The 16,408-nt window shown below is 60.1% G+C and carries 12 protein-coding genes; 6 read left to right on the plus strand and 6 right to left on the minus strand.

Features of this window, described 5'->3' with window-relative positions:
- The first annotated feature begins 10 nt into the window (after positions 1 to 10).
- Both CKW38_RS05470 and CKW38_RS05475 read left to right on the plus strand, forming a co-directional pair.
- Positions 11 to 592, plus strand: coding sequence for a DinB family protein (locus CKW38_RS05470; protein ID WP_095112202.1), 582 nt, complete (start codon positions 11 to 13; stop codon positions 590 to 592).
- Positions 593 to 872: 280 nt separating this feature from the next.
- Positions 873 to 1,370: a GNAT family N-acetyltransferase gene (locus CKW38_RS05475; protein WP_007913340.1), complete on the plus strand. Its 498-nt coding sequence runs from the start codon at positions 873 to 875 to the stop codon at positions 1,368 to 1,370.
- A 352-nt stretch (positions 1,371 to 1,722) separates the two neighbouring features.
- On the opposite strand, the gene CKW38_RS05480 is transcribed toward CKW38_RS05475, so the two are convergent.
- The 5 genes from CKW38_RS05480 to CKW38_RS05505 form a co-directional block, all read right to left on the minus strand.
- Entirely contained in the window at positions 1,723 to 1,932 is a 210-nt protein-coding gene (locus CKW38_RS05480; RefSeq protein WP_007913338.1) for a hypothetical protein, read from the minus strand.
- A 186-nt stretch (positions 1,933 to 2,118) separates the two neighbouring features.
- A complete protein-coding gene (locus CKW38_RS05485; RefSeq protein WP_095112101.1) occupies positions 2,119 to 4,347 on the minus strand; it encodes a TonB-dependent siderophore receptor in 2,229 nt (742 codons plus the stop codon).
- Between the two features lie 222 nt (positions 4,348 to 4,569).
- A complete protein-coding gene (locus CKW38_RS05495) occupies positions 4,570 to 5,865 on the minus strand; it encodes an OprD family porin (protein WP_095112103.1) in 1,296 nt (431 codons plus the stop codon).
- A gap of 357 nt (positions 5,866 to 6,222) precedes the next feature.
- Complete coding sequence (locus CKW38_RS05500; protein ID WP_095112104.1) at positions 6,223 to 7,926, minus strand: amidase; 1,704 nt, start codon at positions 7,924 to 7,926, stop codon at positions 6,223 to 6,225.
- Between the two features lie 370 nt (positions 7,927 to 8,296).
- Positions 8,297 to 9,679: an aspartate aminotransferase family protein gene (locus CKW38_RS05505; RefSeq protein ID WP_095112105.1), complete on the minus strand. Its 1,383-nt coding sequence runs from the start codon at positions 9,677 to 9,679 to the stop codon at positions 8,297 to 8,299.
- A 157-nt stretch (positions 9,680 to 9,836) separates the two neighbouring features.
- On the opposite strand from CKW38_RS05505, the gene CKW38_RS05510 reads away from it, so the two are divergent.
- Positions 9,837 to 10,442 carry a TetR/AcrR family transcriptional regulator gene (locus CKW38_RS05510; RefSeq protein WP_095112106.1) on the plus strand — a complete coding sequence of 202 codons (606 nt, stop codon included), beginning with the start codon at positions 9,837 to 9,839 and terminating at the stop codon, positions 10,440 to 10,442.
- Between the two features lie 9 nt (positions 10,443 to 10,451).
- On the opposite strand, the gene CKW38_RS05515 is transcribed toward CKW38_RS05510, so the two are convergent.
- Positions 10,452 to 11,729, minus strand: a complete 1,278-nt coding sequence (locus CKW38_RS05515) for an OmpP1/FadL family transporter (protein WP_095112107.1) — start codon at positions 11,727 to 11,729, stop codon at positions 10,452 to 10,454.
- A gap of 132 nt (positions 11,730 to 11,861) precedes the next feature.
- On the opposite strand from CKW38_RS05515, the gene CKW38_RS05520 reads away from it, so the two are divergent.
- The 3 genes from CKW38_RS05520 to aspT all read left to right on the plus strand — a co-directional run bounded on the left by CKW38_RS05520 (position 11,862) and on the right by aspT (position 16,403).
- Positions 11,862 to 12,977 (plus strand): AI-2E family transporter, encoded by a 1,116-nt coding sequence (locus CKW38_RS05520; RefSeq protein ID WP_007913325.1) that lies wholly within the window; start codon positions 11,862 to 11,864, stop codon positions 12,975 to 12,977.
- A gap of 96 nt (positions 12,978 to 13,073) precedes the next feature.
- Positions 13,074 to 14,687 (plus strand): mechanosensitive ion channel family protein, encoded by a 1,614-nt coding sequence (locus tag CKW38_RS05525; RefSeq protein WP_095112108.1) that lies wholly within the window; start codon positions 13,074 to 13,076, stop codon positions 14,685 to 14,687.
- 24 nt (positions 14,688 to 14,711) lie between these two features.
- A complete protein-coding gene (gene aspT / locus CKW38_RS05530) occupies positions 14,712 to 16,403 on the plus strand; it encodes an aspartate-alanine antiporter (RefSeq protein WP_007913321.1) in 1,692 nt (563 codons plus the stop codon).
- Positions 16,404 to 16,408 lie beyond the last annotated feature (5 nt).

Here is a 16,408-nt window from a genome sequence, read left to right on the forward strand (position 1 = left end):
GGGCGCCGACATGAGCCAACCGCTTTCCCATCATTTGCTGACCATGGCCTACCAGAATGCCTGGGCCAATCATCGTCTGGCCAAGGCCTGGCGCCAGCTCGGTGCGGCAGATCTGGCCGCCCCCCGGGCGAGTTTCTTCCCGAGCATTCGCCTGACTCTCAATCACATCCTCACCTGCGATTGGTTCTACGTTGACGCACTGGAACGCGAGTTGCGCGGGGCTGAGCCGCATCCCGACTGCTACGTGTTTTTCAATGCGGATGAGCCGTTTACCGAGGGCGCGCAGTTGCGTGAAGAGCAGGCTCACGTTGATCGGCGGCTGATTGCTTATTGCGAGCAACTGCGCGATGACGATCTGGCCCGGATTGTCACCATTGCCCGCGACACGCCGCAGCACGACAGCCGTTTGCGCATGCTGTCGCACCTGTTTGAACACCAGATTCATCACCGAGGCCAGGTGCATGCGATGCTCAGCGACACAGTGGTCAAGCCGCCGCAACTGGATGAGTTTTTCTGTGCCGGCGAGAGCGGCCTGCGTGCCGAAGACTTCGCCGAACTGGGCTGGACTGAAGAGTTGATCTGGGGCCGCTGAAAAAGCCAAAGATCGCAGCCTCCGGCAGCTCCTACACCCAATTATCTGTAGGAGCTGCCGAAGGCTGCGATCTTTTGATCTTTTGATCTTTTGATCTTTTGATCTTTTGATCTTTTGATCTTTTGATCTTTTGATCTTTTGATCTTTTGATCTTTTGATCTTTTGATCTTTTGATCTTTTGCATTTGCGGGTTGCCCGCTCGATCACCCCCGCGCTAAGGTCAGACAGCCTTTCAGTGCGCACTTTGCGCGCCGGGGCTTTTGTGTGTTCGGGGATGGAAATGGATTCCGCAGAGATTCTTGTGCTTCAAGCCAGCTACAGCAATCCAACGCACGCCGAGGCCATCGGTATCGTGCTCAATCATTACGCAGAAGACCCGATGGGCGGCGGTCATTCGCTCGACCCTGACCTGTTGCGTCGGCTCCCCGAAGAGCTGGCCCGACGCCCGCATGCGTTCAGCGTGCTGGCCTTTGTCGGGGGCGAGCCGGCGGGGCTGGTGAATTGCTTTGAAGGGTTCTCCACGTTTGCCTGCAAACCGTTGGTCAATGTCCATGACGTGGCGGTGGTGGGCAAATTCCGCGGCCTCGGTCTGAGCCAGAAAATGCTGCAGAAAGTCGAGGAGATCTCTCGCCAGCGCGGTTGCTGCAAAATCACCCTTGAAGTTCTGGAAGGCAACGCTGTGGCTCAGGGTTCTTACCGCAAGTTCGGCTTCGCGCCGGGCATGTTCGACCCGGATCATGGGCAGATGCTGTTCTGGATCAAAAACCTCCAAGCCTAGAAGCCCCTCACCCTCACCCTCACCCTAACCCTCCCGAAACGTCGGACCGCCCAGAGGGCGAGGGGACTGACCGAGGTGTTTGGGCAAGGTACGCCGACCTGAAACATCGAGCCGAACGTAGGTTTTGAAAAGCATGAAAATCGGCTCCCTTTCCCCCTCGCCCCTTTGGGGAGAGGGCTGGGGTGAGGGGGGTGGATCTTGCTGACCCAACCCAATCTGCGAACTCGCGACAGCATAAGGTCGAACACCCCACTCAATGCCCATAAAAAAAGGCGCCCCAATCAGGGCGCCAAACTGTCTTCTCCCGGGCCAGAGCGGAGCCACGGAAGGTCCATCGGTTGCTCGGTCAATCTCAGTCGCGATAGGACTCGGTCACTTGCGCAGTCTGGTCGGCGGGAACGCGAATTTCTTTCGCGTTGGCGTCGCTCTGCTGCGCGCTCTGGGCGTGGTGAACCGGGAAGTTGTCGTAGTAATAACGCATACGCTCAGCGCCGCCCTCGGCAAAGACGCTGGCAGAACCCAGGGCAAACAGCCCGGCAAGGATTACGGTGATGATTTTCATGGTGCCTCCTACTGAACAAGTGGGAGCCGTTCGTCCATGAAGCAGATCTCGGAAGAGAGTCTGGGTGGCATGAATTAACACCGGGTTAACGCCCGTTCAGTGTAGGTTTTGCAGCATGTTGCGAGGCGATATCAGACAGACGCGGCGCACATCAAGCGTAGGTGCGCTGCGCCCGATAGGCGGGGGTCAGAGCTTCCAGTCGAGACTCAGGGTGACGGTGCGCGGGTCACCCCAGTACACACCGTTATAGAAGCCGACATTGTCGTAATACTTTTTGTCGAACAGGTTGTTGACGTTCAGCGACGCCGACAGGTGGCGATCGAACGCGTAGCGCGACATCAGGTTGACCACGGTGTAAGCGCGCTGGTTGATGCGCGCCTCCTGAGTGTCGCCGCCGACCGGTCGGCTCGACGTGCCATACACATCGCTCTGCCAGTTCACCGCACCGCCTACGGTCAGCGCCTGCCATTCGCCCGGTAAACGGTACGCGGTGGAGACGCGCAACAGATTCATCGGCTCACTGGTGTTGGTGCGCTCGCTGGCGCCGTCGACCGAGTGGGTATAGGTGTAACCGGCGGTCATGTTCCAGCCCTGCAGGATTTCGCCGGATACTTCAGCCTCAAAGCCGTTGACCTTGTTGCCCTTGCCGCCGGATTTGTAGAACTGCTCACGGGTCACCGGATCTGCCGGGGCCGAGTTGTCGAGTTCGGCGACGTTGTCCTGCTTGCTCCAGAACAGCGCCGTGGACAGGTTCAGGCGTTCCTCGAGCAAACTGCCCTTGACGCCCACTTCATAGTTTTTGCCGACAACGGGGTCGATGTATTTGCGGTTCTTGTCGCGGTTGCCCTGGGGTTTGAAGATGTCGGTGTAACTCACGTATGCCGTGTACTCCGGGGTCAAGTCGTACAGCAGGCCGGCGTAAGGCGTCCAGACGTCGTTCTGTTTCTGGCTGGTGTAATCGACCTTGGTCAGTTGCCGGCTGGCGTCGTAACGGTTGCTGGTGCTGGACGCTTCCCAGCTGCCGTATCGGCTGCCGAGCACGGCGTGCAGATCATCAGCCAGGCTCAGGCGTGTGGCGATGTAGCCGGCTTTCTGTCGGGTATTGTCCTTGGAGCCGGTGAGGTCGGTGACGGTGTCGCTGAATTTGGCGATATCGCCCATGTACTTCCAGTCGCGGATTTTTCCGTAATCGCTGGGTTGTGCGCCGGCAATGGTGTACGGCGAGTTCGAGCGGCGTTCGGCCTCGCCATAGCCGAACATCATTTCGTGCTCACGGCCGAGCAGCGAGTAGGGGCCGGAGACATTGAAGTCATACGCCTGCATTTTCTGCGTGCCGATCATGTGCGAGGTGTAAGCGAGCATGCCGCTGCGGTCGGCCTCGGGGAAACCGCCACCGCCGTAATACACCTTGCCGTCGCTCGCGCTGTCGCGGTGGGTGTACGCAGCTTTCAGGCGCCAGCCGCCGGCCAGTTGCTGATCGAGGGTGGCAAACGCGGTTTTGTCCTGCAGCGGCCAGGAACTCCACGACGTCGCCATGTTGGTCGAACGGCCGAGACCTGCCTTGCTGCCATCGGCATTCCAGTAAGGCACGGTGCCCCACGACGAGCCTTGCACATGCTTGTTCTGATAGTCGTAACCGACCGCCAGCACGGTGGAATCGCTCAGATCCGACTCAAGCACGCCATAACCGACCTCGCGTTGCAGCGCGTATTTGTCCTTGATCGATTGGTTGTCGCGATAGGCCAACACCGTACGCCCGCGCAAGCGCCCGTCGAACGCCAGCGGCCCGCCGACATCTACGTAGCTGTAATAATTGTCATAGCTGCCGCCACTGACTCCGGCCAGCGCCTGCCACTGCGCGGTCGGACGCTTGCGCACCATGTTGATGGTCGCCGATGGATCACCGGCCCCCGTGGTCAGGCCCGTGGCACCGCGCACCACCTCGATACGGTTGTAGATGATGGTGTCGGAGTCCGACTTCATGCGATCAAAGGTGTTGAGCATCCCGTCGATCTGGAAATTATTGATCGCATAACCGCGCGACGAATAACTGACCCGATCCGAATCCAGATGCTGCACCACAATGCCCGTGGTCTGGCGCATGGCCTCGGACAATGTACCGAGTTTGAAATCATCCATCTGCTGACGGGTGATCACCGAGACCGATTGCGGGGTTTCCTTGATCGACAGGTTCAGGCGCGTCGCCGTGCTCATGGCGCCGGTGGTATAGGACTCGGTGTTCTCGGTGGTGGTGCCCAGACCTTGCGCACTGACATTGGTCGCGGCCAGCTCAAGCGCTGTGTCAGTGGGCTGCGGCGGTTTTTCGGCTTCGGTTTCAGCCAGCAGATCGGCGCTGAATGCAGCGCTGCACAGGCCGAGGGTGAGGGTCATGGAACGGGTAATGGGCGCGAACATCGCAGCCGACTCCTTGTCTTTGAGGGAAAAATTCCGTTTGTTCAAAGACGAGGGGGAGGGCGGGGATTTAGTGTCAAACGAGAAATATTGTTATTTGCAGGTATTTCAAAAGCAAAGGATCGCAGCCTTCTGCGCGCCTGGACGGAGATCTGTAGGCGCGCAGAAGGCTGCGATCTTTTGATCCAAAAAACGCAACGTGGTCTGGCCCTGATTCGTGTTGAGTCAGAAGCCCAGCGGGTACTGGATTACGACATAGATCCGGTCGATATCATCACCCGCCTGCGCCTCGTTGGCCCGGTGCGAGACATGCGAGACCTGCACCGACAGGTCCTTTGCCGCGCCCGATTGCACGACGTATTTCAAATCGATATCGCGCTCCCAATGCTTGCCGCCAGCGCCTTGCTGTGGCTGGTAGTTTCCGCTGTCAGCATCGAACGGGTTGTAGGCGCCGCCCTTTGGCGCATGGGTGCCATCGATGTGGCTGCCGCTGACGTAGCGGGTCATGAAGTTCAGGCCGGGGATGCCGAAGGCGCCGAGGTCGAGGTCGTAACGCGCCTGCCAGGAGCGTTCGTTGGCGCCGTTGAAATCGGCGTATTTGATCGAGTTGGCGAGGTAGATCGAGTCGCCACCGACGAAGTCGAACGGCGTGTCGCCATTGATCTTTTGCCAGCCAAGCATCACCGCGTGCGGGCCGAAGGTGTATTTGCCGGACAGGCTGAACGAGGTGTTGTCGATCGCGCCGGCCAGTGCTCGGCCGGTATCGCGGGTGTGGTAGAGGTTGGCGTCGAGCAGCACGCCGGACTGTTTGAAGTGCAGGTTGCCGTAGTACTGACGCCAGGTGTCGCTGAGTTCCGAGGCATACAGCGCGCCGCCGATGGGGCTATCGCTGAACAGGTCGGCGCCGAGAAAGCTGATCCCGCCAGCCTCGGTATTGGCGCCATAGCCGTAGAAATCGCCTTTGCCGGATGAACTGTCCTGATTCTTGAACGCGGTGAAATGCCCGGCCACCAGATTAAGGTGATCGAACTCGGCGCTGTTGAGCAGAAAACCGGTGGCGTACTCCGGTTGCAAGCGTTTGTCGGAAGTGTCGAACACCGGGGTTTCGACGGTCATTTCACCGAAGGCGAGGGTGGTGCGCGAGGTTTTCAGCTTGAGTGCGCCGCCCGCGCTGGAGTAGTCATTTTCGCTGCGACCTTCGCTGTCGACCGGCAGCAGACCGGTCCCGGAATGCCCTTTGCCACCGTCCAGTTTCAGCCCGGCGAAGGCGTGGGCATCGATGCCGAAACCGATCGTTCCAAGTGTGAAACCGGATGAGAAAGTGCCGATAAAGCCTTGAGCCCATTCTTGTTTATAGTTTTTACCGGAGGGTGAGGGCGAGCGATAGTCGTTGCTCAGGTAGAAGTTACGGGTGAGCACTTCGCTTTTGGCATCGTCGAAAAAACCGCTGGCGTGGGCGGTTGAGTTCAGACCGCAGAGCAGCGCGAGGAGGGTGAGGCGTGAAGGGGCGCGGTCGATCATGGTCGGTGGCCAGCGGCAATTAAGATGGCCTGAATGATCGAGGGATTGCGGGGAGGGGGATTGAGCGGATGTGCTGAATTGCTGTGGCTGTCAGGTCATCAGGTTGTGAATGCGCTGACGCCATCGCTGGCAAGCCAGCTCCCACAGGGATCTATGGTGTACCCACCGATCTTGGCATCACACAAAAAATGTGGGAGCGAGCTTGCTCCTACAGGGATTTGGGTCGAATGAGGATTTTGTGACTGGAGCTGAAACCTGTGGGAGCTGGCTTGCCAGCGATGGCGGCGTGTCAGTCAAGTTTATTCAGGCTGACACACCGCCATCGCGAGCAGGCTCGCTCCTACAGTTTTAAGCGCGTTACGACAATGGCGGCGTACGTGGCGGGATCTGGCGTTTGCTGCCGGTCGATTCAAACGCTGCAGCCAGGCGCAGCAGGTTCGAGTCGTCGTAGGCGCGGCCGGCGAAGGTCAGGCCGACCGGCATGCCGATGTCGGCCATCACGCCCATCGGCACGGTCACGGTCGGTACGCCGAGGTGGCGGATTGCAAGGTTGCCGTTGGCCACCCAGATACCGTTGCTCCAGGCAATGTCGGCCGACTCAGGGTTTACATCGGCGTCCGCCGGGCCGACATCAGCAACCGTCGGGAACAGCACGGCGTCGAGGCCCAGTGTGTCCATCCAGTCTTCGAGGTCGATGCGCCGAGTCTGTTCCAGGCCGCGCAGGCCGTCGGGTACGGTGGGGATTGCATTCCACGGCGTGATGCCGCGCTCGGCCATGCGCACGTATTCGTCCATGCCGGCAGCCAGATCGCCTTCACGGTTGGGCAGGGTGCCCGGGTCGTGCGGGAAGATTTTCGGCCCGTCGACGTCAACCAGACGATTGAGTTTCGGGTCGCCGTTGGCTTGCAGGAAGTCGTCGAACGCCCATGCAGTCAGGTCCCACAACTCATGGTGAAGGAACTCCTTGGAGACCAGACCACGGGTGAACACGGTTGGCGCGCCGGGACGATCGCCTTCGCAGTTGGAGACCAGCGGGAAATCGGTTTCGATGACTTCGGCACCGGCAGCTTCGAGTGCCTGACGCGCCTGTTTCCACAACTCGATCACCGACTCACGGGTATTGATGCGCTGGCCGGTCGGGCCGCCGATGCCCGGTGCTTCGCTGGTGCCGGCTTCAGGGTCGGCATTGATGAACATGCGCGGTACGGCGAAACGTTTGCCGGCCAGCGCTTTGGCGTCGGCCGCCAGATCGGCGTAAGCGGCGGGGCGCACCTCGCTGACGCTGGGGATCGGCACCCACGGTTGCAGGCGCCAGAGGTCGCCACGGGTGTCTGGGTCTTCGGCGACGACGATGTCGAGGACTTCAAGCAGGTCAGCCATGGTCCGTGCGTAAGGCACGACCACGTCCATGGTCGGCGTCAACGGCCAGTTGCCGCGCACCGAGATCACCCCGCGCGACGGAGTGTAGGCGCACAAGCCATTGTTCGACGCCGGGCCACGCCCGCTCGACCAGGTTTCTTCAGCCAGACCGAATGCAGCGAAACTCGCAGCAGTGGCGGTGCCGGCACCGTTCGACGAGCCGGAGGCAAACGGCGCGGTCAGGTAATCGGCGTTGTAAGGACTTTCAGCGCGACCGTAGACGCCGCGTTGCATGCCGCCATTGGCCATCGGTGGCATGTTGGTCTTGCCCAGGCAAATTGCCCCGGCCGCACGCAGGCGTTCGATGGTGAAGGCATCGCGATAGGCAACCAGATCAGCGAAGGCCGGGCTGCCGGACGCGGCGGTCAGGCCCTTGACCAGATAGCTGTCCTTGGCGGTGTAAGGAATGCCGTCGAGCGGGCCGAGGGTTTCGCCTTTGGCGCGACGGGCATCGGACGCGCGTGCCTCGTTCAACGCTTCAGGGTTGCGCACGACTACGGCATTCAGCGCCGTTGCTGTGTCGGCACCGTCGTAGGCGTCGATACGGGCCAGATAGGCCTGGACCAGCTCGACTGCGGTGGTCTGCCCGGACTCAAGGGCGGCACGCAGTTGGGCAATGGAAACCTCGGTGACTTCGATCATGCGCTCACCGCTGTTTGAATTTGGGTGTTTTTCCTGGAATGGGTGTTCATATCGGTTCTCGTTGCACAGCTATAAGCGACAAGGTTAAGACTGGCGCCTATTTAACACCAAGCGGCGCGCGGAGTAATCGGCGGGATTGATCTCTTGCCTGTTTTCAACCCGACCGACGCCATCGCGAGCAGGCTCACTCCTACAGGGGGCTGCGGGGTATGCAGAATTCGTGTCCGCTGTAGATCCATGTGGGAGCTGGCTTGCCAGCGATGGGGCCAGCCCATTCGATAATGAAGTGTCTGAACTATCGCCATCGCTGGCAAGCCAGCTCCCACAGGGATTTGTTGCGTTCCCAGAAGACAGGTACGTCCTCAGACGATCACAGCACCCCGTACTCCCGCGCCGTCCGATCCACCGCAATCCGCGTTTTGTCGATCAGCTCATCCAGCTCCGTGCGCGTGGCGACCAGCGCCGGCGCCATGATCATCCGCCCCAGTGTCGACCGAATGATCAGCCCTTCCTCAAAACCAATCGTGCGGCAACGCCAGGCGATATCGTTTTCATTGGCAAAGCGCTTGCGGGTGGCCTTGTCCTCAGCGAATTGCACCGCCGCCACCAGACCAACCCCCTGAATCTCACCCACCAACGGGTGATTGCCAAACACTTCGCGCAGGCAGTTTTGCAGGTACGGGCCGGTGTCGGTTTTCACCTGAGTGACCACTCCCTCATCACGCAAGGCCTTGAGGTTGGCAATCGCCACAGCGGCCGCCACCGGGTGGCCGGAATAGGTCAGGCCATGGGCAAACACGCCACCTTTCTCGACCAATGCTTCAGCCATGCGTCGCGACAGAATCAAGCCGCCCATGGGGATGTAACCGGAGGTCAGGCCCTTGGCGATCGACAGGGTGTCGGGCTCGAACCCGAATGTCTGATGCGCGAACCATTCACCGGTGCGGCCGAAACCGCCAATCACTTCGTCCGCACACAGCAACACATCGTACTGACGGCAGATGCGCTGGATCTCCGGCCAGTACGTCGCTGGCGGAATGATCATGCCGCCCGCACCCTGAAACGGTTCGGCGACGAACGCCGCCACCTTGTCGGCGCCCAGTTCGAGAATCTTCTCTTCCAGTTGTCGCGCCGCGCGCAAGCCAAATTCTTCCGGGCTGAGGTTGCCTTCATGGGCGAACCAGTACGGCTCATCGATGTGCGCGACATTGGGAATGCTGCCGCCCATTTCGTGCATGAATTTCATCCCGCCCAGCGCCGTCGCAGCCAGGGTCGAGCCGTGGTAGCCATTCCAGCGGCCGATCATGATTTTCTTCTCGGGTTGGCCCATCACCTGCCAGAACTTGCGCACGGTGCGGATCAGCACTTCGTTGGCTTCGGAGCCGGAGTTGGTGTAGATCGCGTGGCTGTAGTGCTTGGGCAGCAGGCTGAAGAGCAGTTCGGAGAGCTCGATCACCGCCGGGTGAGTGGTGTGGAAGAACATGTTGTAGTAGGGCAGTTGTTCCAGCTGCGCGGTGGCGGCAGCGGCGAGATCCTTGCGCCCGTAACCGAGGTTGGTGCACCACAGGCCGGACATGCCGTCCAGGTAACGCTTGCCGTCGTTGTCCCACAACGCCAGCCGATCGCCGCTGACCATCACCCGCGGGCCTTCCTCGTTGAGGGCCTTCTGGTCGACGAACGCGTGGATGTGGTGAGCGGCGTCAGCGGCTTGGTAATCGCGGGTACTGCGGGTCGAATCGAATTCGGCGGACATGGCGGATCTCCAGAGCAAAGGGCAAGTGAGTGCGTTCGTCGCAGCGCTGCACGGACAAAGTTTTGTCATCTAAAAATATTTTTGTAAAGAAAATATTTGTCGGTGAAAAAAGATCTCCGTAGGCTGAGAGCCATTGGCAAGGATCATCAGAGGCAACATGAGCGGACTCAGAGAGCGGCAGAAGGAACAACGCCGGCAGGTGATTGCCGAGGCGGCGCTCGAGTTGTTCAAGCGCAATGGCTTTGCGGCCACCACGCTGGACCAGATCGCCGTGCAGGCGGGCGTTTCCGCACCGACTGTGGTGAATTACTTCGGCGGCAAGCAGGAGATTCTGCTGGCCTTGCTCAAGCAACCCGACGAGCAAGCCATGCGCGAGGCGCGGGCCAATCTGGACGAGGACAGCGATCCCCTGGAGGCGCTGTGCGAGTTCGAAGGGTTGATGACCGATTACCAGCTACAGGCAATGCCGGCTTCGTTGTGGCGGGAACTGGCGCCGTTTCTACTGACCGGTGAGCTGGCCGAGGCGATGAGTCCATGGAACGCGGCCGTGATCGAAGAGACCAAAGCGCTGCTTTTGCATTTCCAGCAAGCGGGAAAAGTGCGCGAATCGATCGATCTTGACGTGGTGGCAACCCTGTTCAACCAATACGCGAACATGGCGTTCATTCGGTTGGCAACGCAGGAAATCCCGGACAGGGCCGCGCATGCCTTGCACATGCGCGGGGTTTTGAACCTGTTGTGTCACGGCATGCTGGAGCGCTGAGCGCCCCGATCAAAATCGCCACGTCACGCCACCGCCAACAATGTGCAGCGCGCTATTGGGATAACTCCCCGACAGCGTCTGCCCATTGCGTTTGGTCTGTTGCACATCCATGTCACCCAGCCAGACCAGCGTGTAATTGAGGTTGAGGTCGGTGTCTTCGGCCAGTTTGTAGCTCAGCCCGGTCGCCAGCCGCCAGGTCTCGTTCATCGGGTTGTCGACGGTGCGATCCTTGTCCTTCACGGCGGAGCTGTCGTAACCCACGCCCATGTTCCAGCGCAGTTTCGGGCTGATCTGGTTCTGTGCGCCGATCGACAGGTGCCAGGTGTCCTGATACTTGCGGTCGACCGAACGTGAAACGTCGCCTGCCGCCGTATCCACCGACACGCCGATGTCGGCAAAGTCGCTCCAGTCCTGCCAGTTCACCGAACTCAGCAGCGTCCACTGTTCGTTCAACTGATGGGCAATGCTCAGGGTCGCGGTCTGCGGGATGTTCATGTCGATTTCCAGGTCGTCGACGTCCAGCCGCGACAGCGCCAGATTGAGCAGCGGATTGCGAATGCCATGCACGGAAGGTGAGTCCTTGAACTCAAGTTTGACCTTGCTGGTGTAAGCCAGGCCGACAGTGGTGCGTTCATTTAACTGATAGCGCAGGCCGAGGTTGATCCCGGTGCCGATGTCGGTGTCCTTGTACTGCAACTTGCCATCCTCCTGAAACGGCGTACCCGGCAGGAAGGCGTTATTGTCGATGGCCATTTTTGTGTAGTAGTAGCCATAGACCAGACGCGGTCCGATGCCCATCGAAAGATCGTCGGTGATCTTGTAGGCGAAGGTCGGCTGCATCGAAATGCCGATCAATGTCGATTCCTGGCTGAAGTAGCGGCCGGCCCAGTCATCGTCGTATTTCACGCTCAGGCCGAAGTTGCCGTACATACCGAAGCCGATACTGGCGCGATCATTGAGCTCATGGCTGATAAAGAAACTGCTGCCCGGCAGGATCGGCAGCGGATTGCCGCCCTCGTTGCCGGAAAAGTCGTTGTCACTGTCGCGATCAAAACCCAGGCCGCCAAATATGGCCTGACCGGTCAAGCTGATTTGCGTGCCCTTGAGTGCAGCAATGCCGGCCGGGTTACTCATCAACACGCTCGGGTCAGTGGCCAGCGCCGCCGAGCCGGCATTCGCCAGTCCCGCGCCTTCCTGACCCGCTTCATACAGATCAATACCGCCCGCCAGTGCCTGACCGCCAGTGCCTGCCAGCGCAAGAATGATCAGTGAGTGCGTCGACTTCATCGCGAATTCCTTATCAATGCAGATCAGCCTTCAGGTTTAGTCGCGATTTGGCGTGCGCACCAGTCGAGACGATGAGCCGGATGTGAACTAGGCTCACAGCGGTTCATCGATGGCCCACTCAGGAGCGCCGACATGGAAGACAAACCGCTGATCACCTTTCACAGTTCCAGAGCACTGCTGGACGTACTGATACGCGCGGGTCTGATCACCATTCTGGTGTTGTTCTGCTACGACATCTTTCATCCGTTTCTGAATGTCATGCTGTGGGCGCTGATCCTCGCGATCACCCTGTATCCACTCAATCAGAAGCTCGGCGCAAAGCTAGGCAACCGCTACGGTTGGGCGGCGATCTTGCTGGTGCTGCTGGGGTTGCTGATTTTGATGGTGCCGCTGAGCCTGCTCGGGGCTTCCGTTGCCGATTCGGTGAAAGTCGGCATGCACACGATGGAGGCAGGCCAGTTCGAGATCCCGCCACCACCGGCCAGCGTCGAGAACTGGCCGCTGATCGGTGCGCCGGTTTACGGCATCTGGCAACACGCCTCGCAAGACTTGAGCTGGGCGTTCAAGGAGCTGGCACCGCACCTGTCCAACTGGGGCAAAGTGTTATTGCATCAAGCCGCTGGCGTCGGTGCCGGGATCGTGGTGTTTGTGATTGCGCTGATCATCGCCGGATTGGTCATGACCCACGGCGAGCGCGGGCATCGCACGGCAGTGGCCATCACCACACGCATTTCCGGTCCGGTGCGTGGCCCGCAAATCGCCGAACTGTGCACGGCAACCATCCGCGCCGTGGCGCAGGGCGTAGTCGGCATCGCGTTTATTCAGATGCTGCTGGTCGGCGTGGCGCTGGTGGTCATGGGTGTACCGGCGGCCGGTATTCTCGCCTTGATGGTGTTGCTGTTGGGCATCACCCAATTGCCGGTGCTGCTGATCACGCTGCCCATCGTGATTTATGTCTTCGCGCAGGACGGGGTCAGCGCCAGCACGATTATCTTTGCGGTGTGGATGGCGATTGCCGGGCTTTCCGACAATGTGCTCAAGCCGATGTTGCTGGGACGCGGCGTTGCGGTGCCGATGCCGGTGGTGCTGATCGGTGCGCTCGGGGGCATGGTCACCAGCGGTATTATTGGTCTGTTCATCGGCCCGGTGATTTTGGCGGTCGGTTATGAGTTGTTCATCGGCTGGGTGTATCAACCGGCCGATGTCACCGAGCTTCTGGAGAGCCAGCGCAAAGAAAATCTGCCGTGACATTTATCGGTGCGCGGGAATCTGACAACCGTTCATCGCTCAACTACGCTGCCTTACGTATCCCTCTCTGACACTTGGGCGTAAGGAAACAGGCGCATGCGAAGCAGGCTGCTGGCGGTATGGATAGTGCTGTTCGCGGCGCTCTGGAGCGGGCTCGGCTGGGCGGCTGATGAGGCGGCAAAACCGGCGGATGAAGCAGTAGAGCTGAAGGTCGCCAATCGCAGCATCATGCTGTTTCGCGCCACCATCCTCGGCGAAGCGCCGGCCTCGCGGGTCAAACGGGCGAAAATGGTCATCAGTGAGGCGCTGGATGAAGGCGAGGACCTCAACGTCAGCATTGATCCGATCCAGAACAGCTATCTGGTGCTGATCGGTTCTAAACGCGCCTTCATCGTCGCGCCCAAGGACATCGACACGCTGGCCTATTCATCGGTGCAACAGGCTGCCGAGGGCGCGGCGGAAAAACTCCGCCAAGTGGTCAATGAAACCCGCGAAGCGCGCAGTCTCGACTTGATTCTGCGCTCGTTGGCACTGGCTGCCGTGGCCACGCTGATTTACCTTGCGCTGCTTTGGGGCCTGGTGTATTTGCGCCGCAAACTGCTGGCAAAACTCCCCGAACTGATGGATCGCCACACTCAGGCACTGAAGGTCGGGCGGGTGCAACTGATCGACTCCAACTTCCTGTATCCGCTGGTCAGCCGTCTGCTGTTGCTGCTGCGCTGGCTGCTGATTTTGCTGTTGACCTATGAATGGCTGGGTTTCGTCCTGTCGCGCTTTCCCTACACGCGGCCATGGGGCGAAAGCCTCAATAACTATCTGTTCGAGCTGGCCGGGTATTTGTTGCAAGGCATCGTCGATGCGATTCCCGGACTGGGCGTAGCCCTGGCGATATTCTTTATCGCCCGTGGCGTCACCGCGTTCACCCGACGCATCCTGCGGCGCATGGCTACGCCGGGAACATTCAGCTGGCTCAATCACGAAACCCTGCAACCGACCCAACGCCTGACGGCGCTGGCGGTCTGGTTGTTTGCTCTGGCGATGGCCTATCCGTATCTGCCGGGTGCCGGTACCGATGCGTTCAAAGGCTTGTCGGTGCTGATCGGCCTGATGATTTCCCTCGGCGCGACCAGTGTGGTCGGGCAGGCCGCCGCCGGTTTGATCCTCACTTACACGCGCACCTTGCGTCCGGGTGAGTTCGTCAAAATCGGCGAGTACGAAGGCACGGTCACCGAACTGGGCATGTTCACCACGCGCATTCGCACCGGGCTGGGGGAAGTGCTGACGCTACCCAATTCGATGATCACCGGCACGGTCACCAAAAACTACTCGCGCACCGTGCAAGGTCCCGGTTATGTGGTGGATACGGTGGTGACCATCGGCTACGACACGCCGTGGCGTCAGGTCGAAGCGATGCTGCTGGAAGCGGCGAAGCGTACGCCGGGGATTCTCGAAGATCCTGCGGCGCAGGTATTCCAGACCGCGTTGTCGGATTTTTACCCGGAATACCGGCTGGTCGCGCAAGCGATCCCAAGCCAGCCGCGCCCGCGTGCGGTGCTGCTGAGCATGCTCCACGCCAATATCCAGGACGTGTTCAACGAATACGGTGTGCAGATCATGTCGCCGCACTATCTGGGCGATCCGCAGAGCGAAAAGTGGGTGCCGCGAGAAAAGTGGTACACAGCACCTGCGCAAGAACCGAAGGATCAGTGACCGCCGCTCAAAGGAGTTCGCCCCATGCTCGAATTCATCCTGCACGCCTTGCGCACCGACCCGGAAATCGCGGTGTTCCTGGCGATTGCCCTGGGCGTGTTCGTCGGCCGGATTCACATCGGCAGCTTCCACCTCGGCTCGGTGGCCGGTGCGCTGTTGATGGGTTTGCTGATCGGGCAGATCGGTCTGGAAGTGCCGGCGGGCCTGAAGTCAGTGTTTTTCGTGATGTTCATCTACGCCGTCGGGTTCAAGAGTGGCCCGGAGTTTTTCGGCAGCCTCAATCGCGGCACACTGAAACTGGTGCTGCTCTCGGTGGTGCTGTGCGCCACTGCGTTGGGGGCGATTCTACTGATGTACTCGCTGTTCGATTTCGACGCCGGGTTCACCGCAGGCCTCGGTGCCGGTGCGCTGACCGACACGGCGATCATGGGCACCGCGACCAGCGCGATCAATCAACTGACGATTGATGCGGCGGCCAAGGCGCAACTCAACAGCCACATGGCAATCGCGTATGCCATCACCTATCTGTTCGGCACCATCGGCTTGATCGTGTTTGTCGGCAGCATCGCGCCGAAACTGCTCGGGGTGAATCTGCGCGAATCGGCGCGTGAACTGGAGCTGGAACTGGGCATCGCCAAGGAAGAAGAGGCGATCACCGTGCCCTACACGCGCATCGTCGTGCGGGCTCACCAAGTGGCGAGCAATGGCCAGGCGGATGGCCAGCGCATCATCGATTTTGAAAAACTGCATGACTCATTGACGGTTGAGCGCGTGGTGCGGGCCGGGCAAATCATCGAGCGTGATGAAAGTTTCGTTCTCATGGCCGGCGATGTCCTTGGCGTGTATGCCTTGCGTGATGCCGTCGGTACGCTGAGTCACTGGGTCGGGCCGGAAATCGACCACCCCGAGTCCTTGTCATTCCCCACCCGCGAAGTGGACATCGTCCTGACTTCAGCCGAGTTTGCCGGCAAGACTATCCATGCAGCGAAAACCCGGCTGGCCAGTGATGGACGCCTGGGCTGTTTCGTCAACACCATCTCCCGCCAGGGCTACGAGCTGCCGCTGCTGCCCAACACGGTGCTGCGCCGAGGCGACGTGCTGACGCTGACCGGGCGCACTGCCAGTGTCGAGGCGATTGCCAAACGCCTGGGGCGGATCCGCAAGAACAACTACAAAAGCGATATCGCCATGCACACCCTGGGCATGGTCCTCGGCTCACTGCTGGGATTGCTCTCGACCCATGTCGGCATGATCCCGGTGGAACTGGGCATTGGCGGCGGGGTGTTGGTCGCCGCGCTGGTGATTGGCTGGTACAACTCGCGCCACCCGGAAATCGGCGCGCTGCCGCCCGCAGCGCAATGGGCGTTTTCCGAGTTTGGCCTGACGGCGTTTGGTGCTGTAGTGGGTTTGCTTGCCGGGCCGGCGGCGTTTGCCGCAATGAAAGAGCAGGGGCTGGCATTGCTGCTGTCCGGCGCAGTGGTGACGATTTTGCCGCCACTGGTGGCGTTGTATTTCGGTCGCTATGTGCTGCGCTTGCACCCGATGATCCTGTTCGGTGCCTTGGCCGGCGCGCAGACGGAAGCGGCATCGATGAACAAGATCATCGAGCAGTCGGGGAGTAATACTCCGGTAATCGGTTTCACCGTGTGCTATGCGATTTCCAATGTGCTGCTGGCGGTGTGCGGGCCGATTATCATCTTCGTGGTTGCTGGCTAGAGCGG

Source organism: Pseudomonas sp. Irchel 3H7, assembly GCF_900187605.1.
GTDB lineage: Bacteria > Pseudomonadota > Gammaproteobacteria > Pseudomonadales > Pseudomonadaceae > Aquipseudomonas.

Excerpts from the sequence above, each read along its gene's own strand:
- CKW38_RS05505 (WP_095112105.1), bottom strand. The coding sequence starts at position 9,679 with ATGTCCGCCGAATTCGATTCGACCCGCAGTACCCGCGATTACCAAGCC.
- CKW38_RS05520 (WP_007913325.1), top strand. The coding sequence starts at position 11,862 with ATGGAAGACAAACCGCTGATCACCTTTCACAGTTCCAGAGCACTGCTG.
- CKW38_RS05515 (WP_095112107.1), bottom strand. The coding sequence starts at position 11,729 with ATGAAGTCGACGCACTCACTGATCATTCTTGCGCTGGCAGGCACTGGC.
- CKW38_RS05470 (WP_095112202.1), top strand. The coding sequence starts at position 11 with ATGAGCCAACCGCTTTCCCATCATTTGCTGACCATGGCCTACCAGAAT.
- CKW38_RS05480 (WP_007913338.1), bottom strand. The coding sequence starts at position 1,932 with ATGAAAATCATCACCGTAATCCTTGCCGGGCTGTTTGCCCTGGGTTCT.
- CKW38_RS05485 (WP_095112101.1), bottom strand. The coding sequence starts at position 4,347 with ATGTTCGCGCCCATTACCCGTTCCATGACCCTCACCCTCGGCCTGTGC.
- CKW38_RS05500 (WP_095112104.1), bottom strand. The coding sequence starts at position 7,926 with ATGATCGAAGTCACCGAGGTTTCCATTGCCCAACTGCGTGCCGCCCTT.
- CKW38_RS05510 (WP_095112106.1), top strand. The coding sequence starts at position 9,837 with ATGAGCGGACTCAGAGAGCGGCAGAAGGAACAACGCCGGCAGGTGATT.
- aspT (WP_007913321.1), top strand. The coding sequence starts at position 14,712 with ATGCTCGAATTCATCCTGCACGCCTTGCGCACCGACCCGGAAATCGCG.
- CKW38_RS05525 (WP_095112108.1), top strand. The coding sequence starts at position 13,074 with ATGCGAAGCAGGCTGCTGGCGGTATGGATAGTGCTGTTCGCGGCGCTC.
- CKW38_RS05475 (WP_007913340.1), top strand. The coding sequence starts at position 873 with ATGGATTCCGCAGAGATTCTTGTGCTTCAAGCCAGCTACAGCAATCCA.
- CKW38_RS05495 (WP_095112103.1), bottom strand. The coding sequence starts at position 5,865 with ATGATCGACCGCGCCCCTTCACGCCTCACCCTCCTCGCGCTGCTCTGC.